The organism is Rhodobacter capsulatus (genome assembly GCF_052363175.1).
Lineage (GTDB): Bacteria > Pseudomonadota > Alphaproteobacteria > Rhodobacterales > Rhodobacteraceae > Rhodobacter > Rhodobacter capsulatus_D.
Genome location: NZ_CP198946.1, coordinates 131,935 through 149,581, shown reverse-complemented (window position 1 = coordinate 149,581; position 17,647 = coordinate 131,935). Strand labels below are relative to the sequence as shown.

General features: G+C 63.4%; 13 protein-coding genes and 1 tRNA gene. 6 read left to right on the top strand and 8 right to left on the bottom strand.

Features of this window, described 5'->3' with window-relative positions:
- Positions 1-247: 247 nt before the first annotated feature.
- The 8 genes from ACTTAI_RS01475 to ACTTAI_RS01440 all read right to left on the bottom strand — a co-directional run bounded on the left by ACTTAI_RS01475 (position 248) and on the right by ACTTAI_RS01440 (position 12,172).
- A complete protein-coding gene (locus ACTTAI_RS01475) occupies positions 248-2,077 on the bottom strand; it encodes a M10 family metallopeptidase (RefSeq protein WP_444453726.1) in 1,830 nt (609 codons plus the stop codon).
- 34 nt (positions 2,078-2,111) lie between these two features.
- Positions 2,112-2,525 (bottom strand): hypothetical protein, encoded by a 414-nt coding sequence (locus tag ACTTAI_RS01470; RefSeq protein WP_444453724.1) that lies wholly within the window; start codon positions 2,523-2,525, stop codon positions 2,112-2,114.
- A 70-nt stretch (positions 2,526-2,595) separates the two neighbouring features.
- Positions 2,596-3,345 carry a monofunctional biosynthetic peptidoglycan transglycosylase gene (gene mtgA, locus ACTTAI_RS01465; RefSeq protein ID WP_444455683.1) on the bottom strand — a complete coding sequence of 250 codons (750 nt, stop codon included), beginning with the start codon at positions 3,343-3,345 and terminating at the stop codon, positions 2,596-2,598.
- 96 nt (positions 3,346-3,441) lie between these two features.
- Positions 3,442-7,980: a glutamate synthase large subunit gene (gltB, locus tag ACTTAI_RS01460; protein ID WP_444453722.1), complete on the bottom strand. Its 4,539-nt coding sequence runs from the start codon at positions 7,978-7,980 to the stop codon at positions 3,442-3,444.
- A complete protein-coding gene (locus ACTTAI_RS01455) occupies positions 7,977-8,714 on the bottom strand; it encodes a hypothetical protein (protein ID WP_444453720.1) in 738 nt (245 codons plus the stop codon). The genes gltB and ACTTAI_RS01455 overlap by 4 nt, the downstream gene beginning before the upstream one ends.
- Before the next feature lie 26 nt (positions 8,715-8,740).
- Positions 8,741-10,174, bottom strand: a complete 1,434-nt coding sequence (locus ACTTAI_RS01450; protein WP_444453718.1) for an NAD(P)-dependent oxidoreductase — start codon at positions 10,172-10,174, stop codon at positions 8,741-8,743.
- A 217-nt stretch (positions 10,175-10,391) separates the two neighbouring features.
- Positions 10,392-11,186, bottom strand: coding sequence for an undecaprenyl-diphosphate phosphatase (locus ACTTAI_RS01445; protein WP_444453717.1), 795 nt, complete (start codon positions 11,184-11,186; stop codon positions 10,392-10,394).
- A gap of 2 nt (positions 11,187-11,188) precedes the next feature.
- A complete protein-coding gene (locus tag ACTTAI_RS01440; protein ID WP_444453715.1) occupies positions 11,189-12,172 on the bottom strand; it encodes a complex I NDUFA9 subunit family protein in 984 nt (327 codons plus the stop codon).
- Between the two features lie 169 nt (positions 12,173-12,341).
- Between ACTTAI_RS01440 and ACTTAI_RS01435 the strand changes: the two genes are divergently transcribed.
- From ACTTAI_RS01435 to ACTTAI_RS01410, 6 genes are all read left to right on the top strand, one after another.
- Positions 12,342-12,426: transfer RNA gene (locus ACTTAI_RS01435), tRNA-Leu, on the top strand.
- 186 nt (positions 12,427-12,612) lie between these two features.
- Positions 12,613-13,827, top strand: a complete 1,215-nt coding sequence (locus ACTTAI_RS01430) for a methyltransferase domain-containing protein (RefSeq protein WP_444453713.1) — start codon at positions 12,613-12,615, stop codon at positions 13,825-13,827.
- Positions 13,828-13,833: 6 nt separating this feature from the next.
- Positions 13,834-15,378: a CmcI family methyltransferase gene (locus ACTTAI_RS01425; protein WP_444453711.1), complete on the top strand. Its 1,545-nt coding sequence runs from the start codon at positions 13,834-13,836 to the stop codon at positions 15,376-15,378.
- A gap of 112 nt (positions 15,379-15,490) precedes the next feature.
- Entirely contained in the window at positions 15,491-16,105 is a 615-nt protein-coding gene (locus ACTTAI_RS01420) for a ribonuclease D (RefSeq protein WP_444453709.1), read from the top strand.
- Positions 16,086-17,042 (top strand): KpsF/GutQ family sugar-phosphate isomerase, encoded by a 957-nt coding sequence (locus tag ACTTAI_RS01415; protein WP_444453707.1) that lies wholly within the window; start codon positions 16,086-16,088, stop codon positions 17,040-17,042. The genes ACTTAI_RS01420 and ACTTAI_RS01415 overlap by 20 nt, the downstream gene beginning before the upstream one ends.
- Entirely contained in the window at positions 17,042-17,641 is a 600-nt protein-coding gene (locus ACTTAI_RS01410; protein WP_444453706.1) for a hypothetical protein, read from the top strand. Before ACTTAI_RS01415 ends, ACTTAI_RS01410 begins: the two co-directional genes overlap by 1 nt.
- The last annotated feature ends 6 nt before the right edge of the window (positions 17,642-17,647 follow it).

Below are 17,647 nucleotides of genomic sequence, written 5' to 3'. Positions count from 1 at the left end.
TCATCTGTCTGCCTTCCTTGTGGTCCCGACACAGCCCGCCACCGTCTTCGCACCAACTGCGGCGCCGTGGTCTTTTCGCGTGCAACGCCCGGGGCGTGATCTTCCGGCGCAACCTTCTTCGCCAGATTGCGCGGACAGTCATTGGCGGTCACAATGACATCCCGTTCCGGCCGAGGCAAGGTCAGGGCAACCGCGGGAAGTCTTCCCGCCCACCGCGCAACGCCTCGATTTCGGACCGAAAGCCGTCTCAGGCGATGATGAGAAAGTCCGCGTTGGTCACCCCCAGATGGGCGCCGAGCGTTGCAACCAGAGTCCGTGCGGCGCCCCCCGTGCCATCCGCATCATACCAGACCTTGCCGGTGTCGGTTTCATAGATGATCCGGTCCAAGGCGTCCTCGGCAAGCCCCGTGGTATTCGCGGCAAATGCGGTTGCCGCCAGCGTGCCGATGCTTGTAAATCCGGTGAAGAACGAGCGGTCCAGCCAGATCGTGTCATCGGCCACCACGAAATCGGCGATGACATCGGCATGGGCCGCCTGGACGGCCACATTGAACACGAATGTGTCACGCCCGACTCCGCCGGTCATGCGATCGACACCGGCGCCGCCGACAAGAAGATCATTGCCTGCGCCGCCGGCGATGCTGTCGGCGCCATTCCCGCCGCGCAAAGTGTCATTGACGGCAGCGCCAACCAGAGTGTCATTGCCAGCCCCGCCCTGCAGCACGTCCGAGCCCGCCCCGGCTTTCAGCCAGTTTGCCGCGGCGTTGCCGGTGATCGTGTCATTGCCGCCCCCTGTGAAACCGTTCTCGATCACGGCACCAACCGCGATACCAAGGTTCCCCACCAGACCGAGCATGTCGGAGAAACTGCCCGCAACCAGGCTGAGCGACTGATCGAGATTGGAGAAGCTGTAATCGATCGTGTCGCTGCCCGCCGAATCCCAGATCGTCATCGTCACCGACTCGCCGGAATAGCTTGTGGAACTCCCCGCCACGAGGCTGTCGAACAGGGTTTCCATATAGCCGCCGATATTGGCGTTCAGACCATAGATGGAGTTGCCCGAATTCACGGCAGAGGCGCCATACATCGACTGGATCGCGATGATATCCGCCATCATCGCAGACGTGACCCAGGCGAAAGAGGCGTTGACCGTCGTATTGTCGTCCTGCGAGAAGTAGGACATGACCGAGAGCTGCCAGCTGTCATTCTCGAAGGTCGCATCGGTCGGATAGGAGGCAGAACCATTATAGCTGCCCTGATGCCCCAGCCCGAGCGCGTGACCGATCTCGTGGATATAAGTCTGCAGGCTGTAGCCGTCCATCGTCGTGCCATAGCTGGCGATCCAGCCAGTCCCGATGTTCACGGTCGAGCTGAGGATCGTGCCGCTGGACGTGACAGACTCCGAATACGCCCCGGAATCCGTGTCGTCGAACGTGATATCCGCCGAGCCCGAGACCTCCTGAAAGGTGATGTTGGCCACGGCCTCCCAGGCTTCCAGCGCCCAGCGCGCCAGCTGCTGCCCCTCGGCAGTCAGGGCGCTGAGATTGACCGTGATGACGGTGCTGCTCGTCGTGTCGAACTTGCGCGCCGCATCGCCATTGTCTTGCCAATAGCCGTTGACCAGATAGTCGGCCAGCTCCTGCACAGTGGGCGGCACATGCTCGGTGACGCTGAGCGCATAGGTGCCAAGACTGTTGTCACCAAAGGCGCCCGCCTCAAGGTAATAATAGCCGCTGGTCGTTGCAGTAAAGGTCAGCAGGGAATCGCTGCCCTGACCGCTATCGTCGTCGCTGCTCAGCAACGTCCCGGCACCATTGTAAATCCGCAGAAAGGAATCGACCAAAGTACCGGCGCCAGAACCCGAGGCAGCCAGATTGATCTCATAGGCTTGCCCGGCTTCGAGGAAGACCCGCACGCCATCCCGATCGCCCAGTGAAAGCGTTCCGCTGAAGGTGTCGCCGACAGACATGGTATAGCCAGTGCTGCTGCTCGCCGCCGCATCCGCTTTTTCGGAGAACGTCTGATAAAGAGCGGCTTTCACCGCGTCCCGAACGGGCTCGCCGAGCTGACCTGTCATCCGTGCATTCCTTTCCGTACTTCTTCCGCCGCGCCTATCTTGCGACAGGGGTTTCAGCCCAGAGGGTTTCAAAAAACCGGCTCATCATCGGCGCACTCAGCTCTCGGTCCATGACCGAGAACACCATCGTCTCGCCCCGTTGCCAGTGCCGGGCGGGGTGTCGCCATTCCAGATGAACGGCGATCATGTCCTTTGTCAGCCGCTCGACGTTCAGCCGAACCGCCGTAGACGTATCAGGATGCCTGTCCGCATCGACCAGCTGAACCGCGTGTTCCGGCTTTCCCGCCGCGATCACGTCGCGCATCAGCGCACAGACCTTTGCAACCTCTTCGGTTTGCGGAAGGCAACTGAGCGTGATCCCGGGGTCAGCATGTCCCGGGACGGGGGCAAGCCCTGCACCCATCATCACAAGAATTCTCCCAAATGAGATCAGACGCTTCGCCGCCATGTGGTCAGACTAGCGTTGCGGTCACCCACTGTCCATCCCGCCGCCAAGAGCTGTCGCGCAACGCGCCGACTTATCGCGAAAAGCAATCTGCGCGGCCGTCGACCTTGATCGTCTCGGCCCCATCCGCGATCTGATTGGCCCGCTTCGAGACATAGCGGGAGGGACGCGCGGCATTGCGGTCCTTGGGGTCGGGCAGAACCGCCGCCAGCAGCGCCGCCTGCCGCGGCGACAGCTTCGCCGGGGTGGTGCGGAAATAATGGAAGGCAGCCGCATCGACGCCGAACACGCCCTCGCCGAATTCGGCGACGTTGAGATAGACCTCCAGGATGCGCCGCTTCGTCCAGACCGCCTCGACCGCGGGGGTCAGAAGCGCCTCAAGCGCCTTGCGCACCCAGCTGCGGCCCTGCCACAGGAAGACGTTCTTCGTCACCTGCTGCGACAGCGTCGAGGCCCCGCGATTGGCGCCCTTGTCGATCGCCTGCCGGATCGCCCCCATGTCGAAGCCCCAATGGGTGCAGAAATTCGCATCCTCGGCGGCCACGACCGACCGGGCCATGACCGGCGCGATATCCTCGAAATCGGTCCATTCCTGATCGAGCTTGCCCAGCCGTTGCTTCTCGCTCCACATCGTGAAGGTCGTTGGCGGATCGACGACATCATAAAGCACGATCAGCGCCAGATAGGCCGCCAGAATGCCAAGCCCGATCCGCGCCGCCCAGGCCCCGGCAAAGCGCAGCGGCGCACGCAGAATTTGCCCGACAGAGGCCGTCCGCCCCGGGGGAATCGTCGCTTTGATCGGGTTTTTCTTGCGCGGCGCCATTGCGTCATCTGTCACGCCGGGGGCAGCCCGGTCAAGCCGCACCGAAATGGGAAAGGGCGGGGTCACCGGACCCCGCCCCCTGTCATGTTCGCCCGATCACTCGGCCGGAACCGCTTTCGGTTCATCGGTCAGCGGATGCGGCAGGTGCACCAGCATTTCCTTCGGGCAGACCTGCAGGAAGTTCTTCCGCTCGGCCTCCCAGTTCGACAGGATCGCCTTCGCCTTGGCCGAGCCGGTTTCGGCGGCGTGCCGCTCGATCAGGCCCTTGAGCTGCGCTTCCCAATGCGGGTGGCCCAGACCACAGGTCACGAGGCTTTCGAGGTTCATGTAATCCTCGGCCACGTTGTCCGGGTCGTAAAGATAGGCCATGCCACCGGTCATGCCCGCGCCGAAGTTGGCGCCGATCCGGCCAAGGATCACTGCAACGCCGCCGGTCATGTATTCGCAGCCGTTCGAGCCGCAGCCCTCGACCACCACCTTGGCGCCCGAGTTGCGGACGGCAAAGCGTTCGCCCGCCCGGCCCGCCGCGAACAGATAGCCATCGGTCGCACCGTAAAGCACGGTGTTGCCGATGATCGTGTTCTCGGCCGCGGTCAGCGGGCTGGACATCGGCGGACGCACGACGATGATGCCGCCCGACAGCCCCTTGCCGACATAGTCGTTCGCATCGCCCGAAACCTCCAGCTTCAACCCCTGCGCCGCGAAAGCGCCCAGCGACTGCCCGCAGGAGCCGGTCAGCTTCACCGTCAGATGATCGGGCTGCAGCGCGTTGCGCATTCCGAAATTCTTGACGATGTGGCTCGAAGCCCGCGTCCCGATCGTGCGCAAAGTGTTGCGCACGGCATAGGAGAGCTGCATCTTCTCGCCGTCCTCGAAGAAGCGGTGACCATCCTTGATGATCTCGGCATCGAGCGTATCGGGCACGAAGTTGCGCGGTTTCGAGCGGTCGTAGACGATCTTGTCCCAGCCATCGACGGTGATCAGCAGCGGGTTCAGGTCGAGGTCGTCAAGGTGGGCAGAGCCACGGTTCACCTGCGTCAAGAGATCCGCCCGGCCGATGATCTCGTCCATCGAGCGCGCGCCGATCGAGGCCAGCAGTTCCCGCACTTCCTGCGCGTAGAAGGTGATCAGGTTCACCACCTTGTCCGCCGTGCCGGTGAACTTGGCGCGCAGTTTCGGGTCTTGCGTGCACACGCCCACCGGGCAGGTGTTCGACTGGCACTGACGCACCATGATGCAGCCCATCGCGATCAGCGCGGCGGTGCCGATGCCGTATTCCTCGGCACCCATCATCGCGGCCATCACGATATCCCGCCCGGTGCGCAGGCCACCATCGGTGCGCAAAGTCACCCGCTCGCGCAGGTTGTTCATCGCCAGCACCTGATGCGCCTCGGTCAGGCCCATCTCCCAAGGCAGACCGGCGTATTTGATCGAGGTCGCGGGGCTGGCCCCGGTGCCGCCATTGTGGCCCGAGATCAGGATGATGTCAGCTTTCGCCTTTGCCACCCCGGCCGCGATCGTGCCGACGCCCGACGAGGCCACCAGTTTCACCGTCACCTTGGCGCGCGGGTTGATCTGCTTGAGGTCATAGATCAGCTGCGCGAGGTCTTCGATCGAGTAGATGTCATGGTGCGGCGGCGGCGAAATCAGCGTCACGCCCTTGGTCGAGTGCCGCAGACGCGCGATGAGTTCCGTCACCTTCATGCCCGGAAGCTGGCCACCCTCGCCGGGTTTGGCACCCTGGGCCACCTTGATTTCCAGCTCTTCGCAGGCGTTCAGGTATTCGGCGGTCACACCGAAACGCCCCGAGGCCACCTGCTTGATCTTCGCCGAGGGGTTGTCGCCGTTCGGTTCGGGCACGAAATGCGCCGGATCCTCGCCGCCTTCACCACTGTCCGACTTCGCCCCGATGCGGTTCATCGCGACGTTCAGAAGCTTGTGCGCCTCGGGGCTGAGCGCCCCCAGCGACATGCCCGGCGTCACGAAGCGCTTGCGGATCGCGGTGATGCTTTCGACTTCCTCGATCGGCACCGGACGGCCCAGCGGCTTGATGTCGAGCAGATCGCGGATATGGATCGGCGGATTGGCCCGCATCATCGCGGAATATTGCTTCCACAGATCGAAGCTCGAGCGCTCGCAGGCCGATTGCAACATGTGCATCGTCTGCGCTTCCCAGGCGTGTTTCTCGCCCGATTTCCGCGCCTTGTAGAAGCCGCCGATCGGCAGAACGTCCTGACCGCCCAGCCAGCCCTTGCCATGCACCTGCTCCAGCTTGTGCTGGATGCCGTGCAGACCGATCCCCGAAATGCGGCTTTGCATGCCGGGGAAATATTCGGCGACCATCGCGCGCGACAGACCCACGGCTTCGAAGTTCAGACCCCCGCGATAGGACGAGATGATCGAGATCCCCATCTTCGACATGATCTTCAAAAGGCCCGCGTCGATCGCATCGCGATAGCGGCGCAGCGCATCTTCGAGCGTGCCTTCCAGCAGACCGCGTTCGATCCGGTCGGCAATGCTGTCCTGCGCCAGATAGGGGTTCACCGTCGTCGCGCCCGAGCCGATCAGCACGGCGAAGTAATGGCTGTCGATGCATTCGGCCGAGCGCACGTTGATCGAGGTGAAGGTCCGCAGGCCCTTGCGGGTCAGCCACGAATGCACCGCCGAGGTGGCCAGGATCATCGGCATCGCGACCTTGGACGGGCTTTGATGCTCGTCGGTCAGCACAAGGTGCGACGCGCCCGAGCGCACGGCATCCTCGGCCTCGGCGCGGATGCGCTCCAGCCCTTCGCGTAGGGCTTCCTGATCAGCCCCGGCCGGGAAGGTGCAGTCGATCTGCGCCACTTTCGCGCCGAAGGTCTTCATCATCACGTTGAATTCGGTATTCGCGATGAAGGGGCTTTCGAGGATCCAGATGTCGGTCTGCGAGCCGTCTTCGTCGAGCACGTTCTTCAGGTTGCCAAAGCGCGTTTTCAGCGACATCACCCGGCTTTCGCGCAGGCTGTCGATCGGCGGGTTCGTGACCTGAGAGAAGTTCTGCCGGAAGAAATGGCTCAGCGGGCGGTATTGCTTCGACAGAACCGCCGGCGGGGTGTCGTCGCCCATCGAGGCCACGGCTTCCTTGCCGTCCTCGGCCATCGGCGCGAGGATGTTTTCCAGTTCCTCGACCGAATAGCCCGCCGCGATCTGGCGCTTGCGCAGCTCGGCGCCGGTGTAGACGGCTTTCTCCGGCACGTCGCGCAGGATGGCGTTCAGATCGACGACCTTCTCGACCCATTCACCGAAGGGCTGGCTGTTCGCCAGACGGTTCTTGATGTCCTTGTCGTGGTAGAGTTTGCCCTCGCGCATGTCGACGGCGATCATCTGCCCCGGCCCGAGCGCGCCTTTTTCGCGGACGTTCATCTCGTCCACCGGCACCATCCCGGCTTCCGAGCCCGCGATCAGCATGCCGTCGCCGGTCACCACATAGCGCATCGGACGCAGGCCGTTGCGGTCAAGCCCGCCACAGACCCAGCGGCCATCGGTCATGGCCAGCGCCGCCGGACCGTCCCAGGGCTCCATCACAGAGTTGCAATAGGCATACATGTGCTGCCAGGCCTTCGGCATGTCGGTCGTGGCTTTCGACCAGGCTTCCGGCACCAGCATGGTTTTCGTCATCGGCGCCGAACGGCCCGAGCGCACCATCACCTCGAAGACCGCATCCAGCGCACCCGAATCGGACACACCGGCAGGGATGATCGGCTTGATATCCTCGGCCGCGTCACCAAAGGCAGTCGAGGCCATGCGGATCTCGTGGCTCTTCATCCAGTTGATGTTGCCCTTGATCGTGTTGATCTCGCCGTTATGGGCGAGCATGCGGAAGGGCTGCGCCAGCCACCATTGCGGGAAGGTGTTGGTCGAATAGCGCTGGTGATAGATCGCGAAGGCCGATTCAAAGCGGTCGTCCTTCAGGTCCGGGTAGAATTCGGCCACCTGTTCGGCCAGCATCATGCCCTTGTAGATGATCGAGCGGCACGACAGCGAACAGATGTAGAGCCCCGCGATCTGCGCGGCGATCGCGGCTTTCTCGATCCGGCGACGGATCACGTAAAGCTCGCGTTCAAAGGTCTCGTCGTCGATGTCCTTTTCGCAGCGGATCAGGATCTGCTCGATCTCGGGACGGGTCGCATTGGCTTTCTCGCCCAGAACGCTGGTGTTCACCGGAACGTGACGCCAGCCATAGATGTAATGACCCATCCGCAGCACTTCGGATTCGACGATCGTGCGGCAGCGTTCCTGCGCGCCGAAATCGGTGCGCGGCAGGAAGATCTGGCCGACGGCGACGCGTTTTTCCATGTCGGGTTCATGCCCGGTGCGGCGGATCTGGTCGTAGAAGAAGGGCACCGGGATCTGCACATGGATGCCCGCACCGTCACCGGTCTTGCCGTCAGCATCGACCGCGCCGCGGTGCCAGATCGCCTTCAGCGCATCGATGCCCGACGCCACGACCTTGCGGCTGGCCTTGCCATCCAGCGCCACAACAAGCCCCACGCCGCAAGACGAATGCTCGTCCTCGGTCTTGTAGAGCGAATGTTCGTCCATCCACTTGCGCTTGGCTTCCTCGGCGGCAACCCAGGCTTCGTCGTAGTTCGTCATCTCAAGGCCTCCTTCGAGGGATGGTCAAGCGACAGATCGGTCATCATCATGTCGCAGTCATATTGCGGCTTGGCGGCGGCGAAATCGTCGTCACCGGGAAAGGCGAAGGTCACCGGCGCTTCCGACGTGGTCACCTGATCGCCGTAGGAATTTTCGAAGCTTTCGACATCGGCAAAGAAGGCGCGCATCTGGCGGCTGATGAACTGCTGCCCCTTGCGGGTGGCAAGCTTGTTGCCCGCCTCGTCCTCGATCGTCATCTCGAAGCTGCAGCGTTCAAGGGGAACCCCGTCGATCACCGTGCTTTCACCGGAAAGCTGGTCAAAGCCCTTGAAGCGCTGCATGACGCCCGCACTGCTGCGGGTGACAAAGTCGTAATCGTCCCGACCCGTCGCCAGAAGCGTGCTGAACGAGGCATTGTCCTTCGACCCGGCCGCATCCAGCTTTTCGACCGTGCCATCCTTCAGGCTGACCGATTCCACCCAGCGGGTTTCGGCGTCGGTGTGGCTGACGAAGAACTCGCCCTCGCCATCGGCGAAGGACACCCATTGATCGCCCGGAGCATCCCCTGCGCAGGTGTAGTAATTGGCCACCTGACAGGAATGCATCTGCACCGTGGTCTGCAACGTGCAGCCGGGCGGCGGGGTGAATTTGGGCTCCGCAGCCGCGGGAAGGGCGGTGAAAAGCCCCCCGATCGCGGCCAGAATGCCCCCAAGACCTGCCCAATGCCGAAGCATGGCTCTGCCCTTTCGCGGATTGCGGATCACTCGGCGGCGACGCGACCGGCGCCGTCGAGGTATTTCACGATCTCGGCCCCGGCCTCGCGGCCATCGCGGATCGCCCAGACGACAAGCGAGGCCCCGCGCACGATGTCGCCCACGGCATAGACGCCGGGAAGGCTGGTGACATGGGTGCCGAAGCTGGCCTTGACGGTGCCCCAGCGCGTGGTTTCCAGCGCCGAAACATTCCACATCGCGGGCAGGTCTTCGGGCTCGAAGCCCAGCGCGGTGATCACCAGATCGGCCGGTTCTTCATAGATGCCGCCCTCGATCGGCTCGGGGCTTTGACGGCCCGAGGCATCGGGGGCACCCAGACGCATGCGCTGCACGGTGACGCTGTCGACCGGATTGCCCGAGAACGCCTTCGGCGCCGAAAGCCAGACGAATTCCGCGCCTTCTTCCTCGGCGTTGGTCACTTCGCGCTGGCTGCCCGGCATGTTGGCCCGGTCGCGACGGTACAGACATTTGACCGAAGTCGCACCTTGACGGATGGCGGTGCGGACGCAGTCCATCGCAGTATCACCACCGCCGATCACCAGCACGCGCTTGCCGGTGGCGTTCAGCGTGCCATCGTCGAATTCGGCCACGTCATCGCCGAAGCTTTTCTTGTTCGAGGCGGTCAGATAGTCGATCGCCCGGACGATGCCCTTGGCCTCCGAGCCGGGGTCAGTCAGCGCGCGGGTCTTGTAGACGCCGGTGGCGATCAGCACCGCGTCATGCTTGCCGCGGATCGCATCAAAGGAAATGTCGGTGCCGACATTGCAGTTCAGCACGAAATCGACACCGCCCTGTTCCAGCTGACGGACGCGTTGCATAACCACGTCTTTTTCCAGCTTGAAGCCGGGGATGCCATAGGTCAGCAGCCCGCCCGCGCGGTCGTTGCGATCATAGACGGTGACCTGCACCCCCGCCCGGCGCAGCACGTCGGCCGCGGCCAGACCGCCGGGGCCAGCCCCGATGATGCCGACCGATTCCGGACGCTCGATGGCCGGGGCAATCGCCTTGACCCAGCCGCGTTCCCAGGCGGTGTCGGTGATATATTTCTCGATCGCGCCGATGGTGACGGTGCCGTGGCCCGAGTTCTCGATCACGCAGTTGCCTTCGCACAGACGGTCCTGCGGGCAGATGCGACCGCAGATTTCCGGGAAGGTGTTGGTGGTCTGGCTGACCTGATAGGCCTCTTCCAGACGGCCCTCGGCGGTCAGACGCAGCCAGTCGGGGATGTTGTTGTTCAGCGGGCAATGGCTGTGGCAGTAGGGCACGCCGCATTGGCTGCACCGGCTGGCCTGCTCGGCCGCTTTCGCATCGGCGAATTCGGCGTAGATCTCGTCGAAGTCATGGGTGCGCGCGGTGGCATCGCGTTTTTCCGGCGTCTCTTTCGCCGTCGTGACGAATTTGAGCATGCGTTGCTGAGCCATGGCTGCGCCTCCCACTGGGGTCAATTCGGGAGGTCTTGTTACACCCGGTCCAATCAAAATAAAAGTCAGCAGTTATGACCTTAAATAGGGATTTATCGTCGCAACGCCGCTGCAAGGGCGGTTTGGGGTGAAATAATATGGCAGCTAAACTTACCTATCTCGAAAAGCCGATAACGATCTTGTGCGGAAAGGGGGTGATTCGGTTCTTTTGGAAAGCTCAGACCAGAGCACCGGCCGCGCCCAGCGCCAGCAGCGCCCCGCCAAAGACGATGCGGTAGAGCGCGAAGTAGGTGAAGCGATGCGACTGGATATAGGTCAGCAGCCATTTCACTGCGACAAAGGCGGTCACGGTCGAGACGACAAAGCCGATGCCCAGCGCCGTCCAGTCCTCGGCCGGGGCCCCGCCCTTGAGCTGCTTGAGCAGTTCGTAGCCGGTGGCGGCATACATCGTCGGGATGCCGACGAGAAAGGCGAATTCAGTGGCGGCGGCGCGGTTCGTCGTGCCCATCAGCATGGCGACAAAGATCGTCGCGCCCGAGCGCGAGGTGCCCGGAAACACCCCGGCGATGATCTGGGCGATGCCAACCGCAATCGCCACACGCAGGGTGATGAAGTCATTGTCGGGCTTCTTGCCCGCCAGCCACTCGGCCGCGATCATCCAGAAACCGCCCAGCACCAGCGCCCAGGCGATCGGCATCACGGTTTCCGGCAGCTCGACGCCGAGCTTCTTGACCACCAGCCCCAGAACGGCGGTGATCAGGAAGGCCAGCACCAGCTTGATCAGGTAGTCGCGGTTTTCAGCCTCACCGAGGCCAAGGAAGATCCCGGTGATGCGGCGCCAGTAGATCAGCGTCACGGCCAGGATCGCCCCGGCCTGAATCGCGATGTTGTAGGTCTCCGACCTTGCGCCAAGCCATTGCTCGGCCAGCAGCAGATGCCCGGTGGAGGAGATCGGCAGGAACTCCGTGATCCCTTCGATCACCCCCAGAACGACATCGGCCAGATAGGACAAGATTACACCTTTTTGAGGTTCTTCGCAGAAGCCTGAATCGCCTCATACTGCCCATGCGGGCGGAAGCGCCAGAGGTAATCGGGCAGAACCGCGGCCATCGGCGTCGGCGTGATGCCCAGATCGGCGAAGGTCTTCGCAGACTTGCCGACCACATTGTGACGGCCAAGGTTCTTCAGCTGATCGGTGGTCAGGATGCGGTTGGTCAGCAGACCGCCGGTCAGCCATTGCACGGTATCGCCGATCGCCGCGGTGGTGCGCGCCACCACATGCGGCAGGCCGACGACGAAATTCTTGCGACCGATCACTTTCAGCATCAGCTTCATGATGTCTTCGAAGGTCTCGACATCGGGGCCGCCCAGCTCATAGACGCCCTCAGCCTCGCCAAGAATGCCCTGCACCGCCGCCGCGGCGACGTCATCGACATAGACCGGCTGGAATTTCGTCAGCGGCGCGGTGATCGGCAACAGCGGGCCGAACTTGGCCATCGCGGCGAAGCGGTTGAAGAAGCCGTCCTCCGGCCCGAAGATCACCGAGGGACGCAGGATCACCGCCTTCGGGAAGGCTTTCTGCACCGCCAGCTCGCCCCAGCCCTTGGTGCGGGAATAGGCGCTGTCCGATTCGTTGTCGGCACCGATCGCCGAGATATGGACCAGACGGGCGACGTCCTGCTCGGCGGCGATGCGGGCAATGCGCCCGGCGCCATCGGCCTGCACATCCATGAAGGTGTTGCGGCCTTCGTTCACCAGAATGCCGACACAGTTCACCACCGCATCCGCGCCCTGCATTGCAGCGCGCACCGAGGCGTCGTCGCGGATGTTGCAGAAGAAGGGTTCGACCTGCCCCACGGCACCGTAGGGTTTGACGAACAGCGCCTCGTTCGGGCGGCGCACGGCGACGCGCACGCGCCAGCCTTCTTTCGCCATGCGTCGGGCAATGTAACGCCCGACGAATCCCGAACCGCCATAGATGGTGACAAGCTTCGACATCGCTTCCGCCCTCATTGCATACCGTTGTGCACTGATTTAGCCGCAAGGCCCCCGTCAAACAAGCCCTGCGTGGTCAGAGGGTAGAGCATCTGACATGTCGGTCAAATTTTTCTTGCGACCCCCTGTTGACACTCCCGAACCGCCCGGCTAAACCCCGCCTCACGACATCGCCCAGATGGCGGAATTGGTAGACGCGCTGGTTTCAGGTACCAGTGCCGCAAGGCGTGGAGGTTCGAGTCCTCTTCTGGGCACCAATACCCAAAAGGCCCCGCGGTCATCAGACTGCGGGGTCTTTTGGTTTTCGCACCCGGGACAAAAACGCGGCTGGCACTGCCGCGCCAAGATGTTAGCTTGACTGCGGTCGCCCATGGGTGACGCACGACTGGCGAAACAGCCCCGGGGAGGAAAAGCCAAGCATGCATCCGGCGTCGATGGAAAATATGAAACGCTGCGTCGACTGGTATCTGCCCGAGGGAGATCTGCGTGTGATCGATCTGGGCGCCTATGACGTGAACGGATCCTATCGGCAGCTGATGCCCGCCCGCGCTCAGTATACCGGGTTCGATCTCTCCGCCGGGCCCGGCGTCGACATCGTGCTGCAAGACCCCTATTGCCTGCCGGTTCCCGATGCCTCGGTCGATCTGGTGATGTCGGGGCAGATGATCGAGCATTGCGCGCATTTCTGGCGCGTCTTCACCGAGATCGGCAGGGTGCTGAAACCGGGCGGGATGGCCTTCATCAATGCGCCCTCGGCCGGGCCGATCCACCGCTATCCGGTTGACTGCTATCGCTTCTACCCGGATGCGTATCAGGCGCTGGCCGACTGGGCCGGGCTGCGGCTGGTGCATTGCTGGCGCGACGAACGCGGCCCCTGGTGCGATCTTGTCGGCGTGTTCCAGAAGGGCGGCGATCTGCAGCCGCTGACCGCGCCGCCGAAGCTTTCCACCTCGATCCTGCACGAGGTCACCCATCCCGATCCGGCCGCCGAAAAGACGCAGGGCGCCCGCCCCTATCTTGAGGTTCTGGGCGAGTTGCATGATCTGGTCAAACCCGGACTTTACGCAGAGATTGGCGTGCGGCGCGGCAACAGCCTGCGGCTGGCAAGCTGCGACGCGGTGGCCATCGACCCCGAACCCGCGCTGAACGAACCGTTGCCCGATCGGGTCACGTTGCACACGTGCAGCAGTGACGATTTCTTCTTTTTTCACGGCACCAAACCCTTCCCGCGGCAACCGGACCTGGCGTTCATTGATGGCATGCATCTTCTGGAATTCGCGCTGCGCGATTTCATGAATATCGAGCGGCAGATGCCCCGCAACGGTGTCATCGTGATCGATGATGTGTTGCCCAACCACCCGGTTCAGGCCGAGCGTGACCGCCAGTCCCGGGTCTGGTGTGGCGACGTCTGGCGGATCGTTCCGCTGCTGCGCAAGCATCGCCCCGATCTGAAGCTGACGCTTCTCGACACCGCGCCGACCGGCCTTCTGGTGATCACGAGGCTCGCTCCGGACAACAGGGTCCTTTGGAACAACTACAATCCGATCTTGCGCACACTGGAGCAAGCCAGCGGGATACCTCCGACCGAGGTTCTCGAACGGATCGGCGTTGTCGCACCAACGCGCGCGGCGCTGGTCGCCGCGATTGCACTGGAGTGACACAGGATGGACCTGAGCCTTGTCGTCTGCGCCTATGACATGGCGCGGGAACTGCCGCGAACGATCCAGACGCTCAGTCCGCACCATCAGCGTGATATGGGGGATCTGAGCTATGAAATTGTCGTTCTCGACAACGGTTCACCAGAGCCCGTGAACGCTGCCGCACTGCAGGCCATCGCACCGAACCTGCGTGTGGTTCGAATCGAGAATGCGGCGGCATCACCCGCGGCCGCGTTGAATGCCGCGGTGGCGGACACCACCGGTCGTCTCGTCGGGCTGTTCATTGACGGGGCACGGATGGTCTCACCGGGGATGCTGGCACTCGCCATTCAGGCCCATCAGGCCGACCCGAACCGCGTGATCGGCTCGCTCGGGTTCCATCTCGGACCTGATGTGCAGATGCGCTCCGTGCTCAATGGCTACACCCGGCAAGTGGAAGACGATCTGCTTGCCGAAATTCCATGGCAGCGCGACGGCTACACCCTTTTCCAAAAGTCGGTCCTGGCGGGTTCTTCCAGTCAGGGCTGGTTCGGCCCGATCGAGGAATCCAACGGCCTGTTTCTTGACCGGGCGCTCTGGCAAAAGCTGGGCGGCTTCGATGAAAGATATGCGAGCCCCGGGGGTGGTCTGGTCAATCTGGAGTTCTGGCAGCGCGCAGTCGATCTTTCGGGGGGGCAACCCTGGATCCTGCTTGGAGAAGGCACATTTCACCAGATCCACGGCGGCGCTGCAACCAACGGTACACAGGATGATCGCATCGCCATGGCTGCAGAGCATCGGCGCATTTTCGGAAAGCCGCTCGCGCGTGTCAGCTACACGCCTCGCTATATCGGGTCGCTCTCCGCAGAGCTTGCGCGCCGGTTCACGCCCGAGCCCATGGGACCGCCACGTCAAGCCCATATGGTTTTCGGCCGGCCGTTCAAGGTCGCCCTGCCGTCAGATGCACTCAGCGCGATCCAGGCGGGGACATTGCGCACCCGCTACAGAGGGCGTCGCCTGGCAAAAAACCCTTTCGACCTGGTGCTGTATTTGCAGCTTCTTGAACGACTTCGACCCCGCACGATTATCGAGGTCGGCACATCCGAGGGCGGCAGCGCGCTCTGGCTGCGCGATCAGTGCCGGACGCTGGGGATCGATTGCCGCATCCTGACGATGGACATCACCCCGCCCGAAGATGCCATCGACGGGGTCGAGATCTTCTCGGTCGATGCCTCCGACCCGGTGCGGACCTTCCCGCATGCGGCAATCGCCGAGGCCCCGCATCCTTGGCTGGTGATCGAAGACAGCGCCCATACTTTCGAGGCAACCGTGGCCGTGCTGGCCTATTTCGACCCGCTGCTGGCGCCGGGCGATCATCTGGTGGTCGAGGATGGCGTCGTCGCCGATCTGCCCGAACCGCCCTATCGCAGATACGAAGACGGGCCGAACCGGGCGGTACGGAATTTCCTGCTGGCGCGACATGCGGACTACCGGATCGAACGGGATCTGTGCGACTACTTCGGCCACAACGTGACCTGGTGTCCGAACGGGTGGCTGGTGCGCAATGGCTGACAGCGCCGCGCCTGCGGTTTTTGGCCCTGTCACCGGGGCGTGACCCGTTGGGCCGTGGCAAAGCGCGGCCAAAGCCATTATACCTGCGGCAAACGTCGCGAAAGGACCGTCCGTGACCATTCACCTGCACCAGAACGATCTGCCCGAGGGGCTGGATCTTGGCCCCGTCGTCGCCATCGATACCGAAACCATGGGGCTTGATCCGCGCCGCGATCGGCTGTGTCTGGTGCAGATGTCCTCGGGCGATGGCAATGCGCATCTTGTGCAGATCGGTCGCGGTCAGACCGAAGCGCCGCGACTGTGCGCGATGCTGGCCGATCCGAAGGTGGAAAAGCTGTTTCACTTCGCCCGGTTCGACATTGCGGCGCTCTACAATGCCTTCGGTGTCGTGACGGCGCCGGTCTTCTGCACCAAGATCGCCTCGAAGATGGTGCGGACCTTCACCGACCGGCACGGGCTGAAATATCTGTTGCAGGATCTGGTGGGCGTCGATGTGTCGAAGCAGCAGCAGACCTCGGATTGGGGCGCGGCCGAGCTGACCGCGGCGCAGCTCGATTATGCCGCCTCGGACGTGCTCTACCTGCATCAGCTGAAGGCGGCTCTGGTGACGCGGCTGGCCCGCGAAGGCCGGACCGAGCTGGCGCAGGCCTGTTTCGACTTCCTGCCCGCCCGCGCCCGTCTGGATCTGATGGGCTGGGAGGAACCGAATGACATCTTCCACCACTGATTACGCCAATACCGCGCGGCGTGTGATCGAAATCGAGATCGCGGGGCTGCAGGCGCTGGCCGCAAGCCTCGATGGCGCCTTTGGCGCGGCGGTGCAGATGATCCTGTCCGCGCGCGGGCGGGTGATCGTCTCGGGCATGGGCAAATCGGGCCATATCGCCCGCAAGATCGCGGCGACCTTGGCCTCGACCGGCACGCCGGCGCAATTCGTGCATCCGGCCGAGGCGAGCCACGGCGATCTGGGCATGGTCACGCGCGAGGATGTGGCGCTGGTGCTGTCGAATTCGGGCGAGACCCCGGAATTGGCCGATCTGATCGCCCATACCCGGCGGTTTTCCATTCCGCTGATCGGCGTCGCCGCGCGGCCCGATTCGACGCTGCTGCGGCAGGCCGATGTGGCGCTGGTGCTGCCGCAGGCCACCGAGGCTTGCGGCACTGGCGTCGTGCCCACCACCTCGACAACGATGACGCTCGCGCTTGGCGATGCTTTGGCCGTCGCGCTGATGGAGCATCGCCATTTCACGCCCGAGCATTTCCGCACCTTCCATCCGGGCGGCAAGCTCGGCGCGAAACTCTCGAAGGTCGCGGATCTGATGCATACCGACATGCCGCTCGTCCCCGCGACGACGGCCATGCCCGAGGCGCTCTTGATCATCAGCCAGAAGGGCTTCGGCGTCGTCGGCGTCACCGATGCCGAGGGGCGGCTGATCGGCATCGTCACCGATGGCGATTTGCGTCGTCACATGGACGGGCTTTTGTCGCGTTCGGTCGCCGAAGTGATGACCCGCACCCCGCGCACCATCGCGCCCACGGCGCTGGCCGAGGCCGCGGTCGCGGTGATGAACGAGTGCAAGATCACCTGCCTTTTCGCCGTCGACGAAGGCGTTCCGGTCGGCATCCTGCACATCCACGACTGCCTGCGTGCCGGGGTGGTGTGATGACCTCTGAGAGCCGCCATACCACGCTGGTGCATTGGGCGAAAATCGCCCTGCCGCTCAGCGCGCTGGTGCTGCTTTCGACGCTGTTTCTGTTTTCCGGCAAGGTCGATCCGACGACGGCGGCGATCTATTCCAAGGTCGATGTCACGACCCTTGCCCGCGAGCAGCGCCTGACCGCGCCCGAGTTTTCGGGCGTCACCGAAGACGGCGCCGCCTTGACCGTGCAGGCCGCGACCGCCGCCCCCGATCCCTCGGGCAATGGCGCTTCGGCAAGCAAGATCATCGCCAAGCTCGAAGAAGGCACCGGCGTCGTCACCGACATGAGCGCGAAGACCGGCCGGATCGATCCCGCCGCCGGGCAGATCAGCCTGTCGGAGGGCGTGGCCGTCCAGACCTCCTCGGGCTACCGGATCTCGACCGAGCGGGTGGACATGGCCACCGACCGCACCTCGGTCAGTGCCCCGTGCACGGTCGAGGCCAAGGCCCCCTTCGGCACGCTGCATGCGGGGCAGATGCAGATTGATGCCACCGACCCGAAGACCGGCTCCGATCTGGTTTTCAAAGGCGGCGTGAAGCTGATATATCAGCCGCAGAAATGAGGTTTC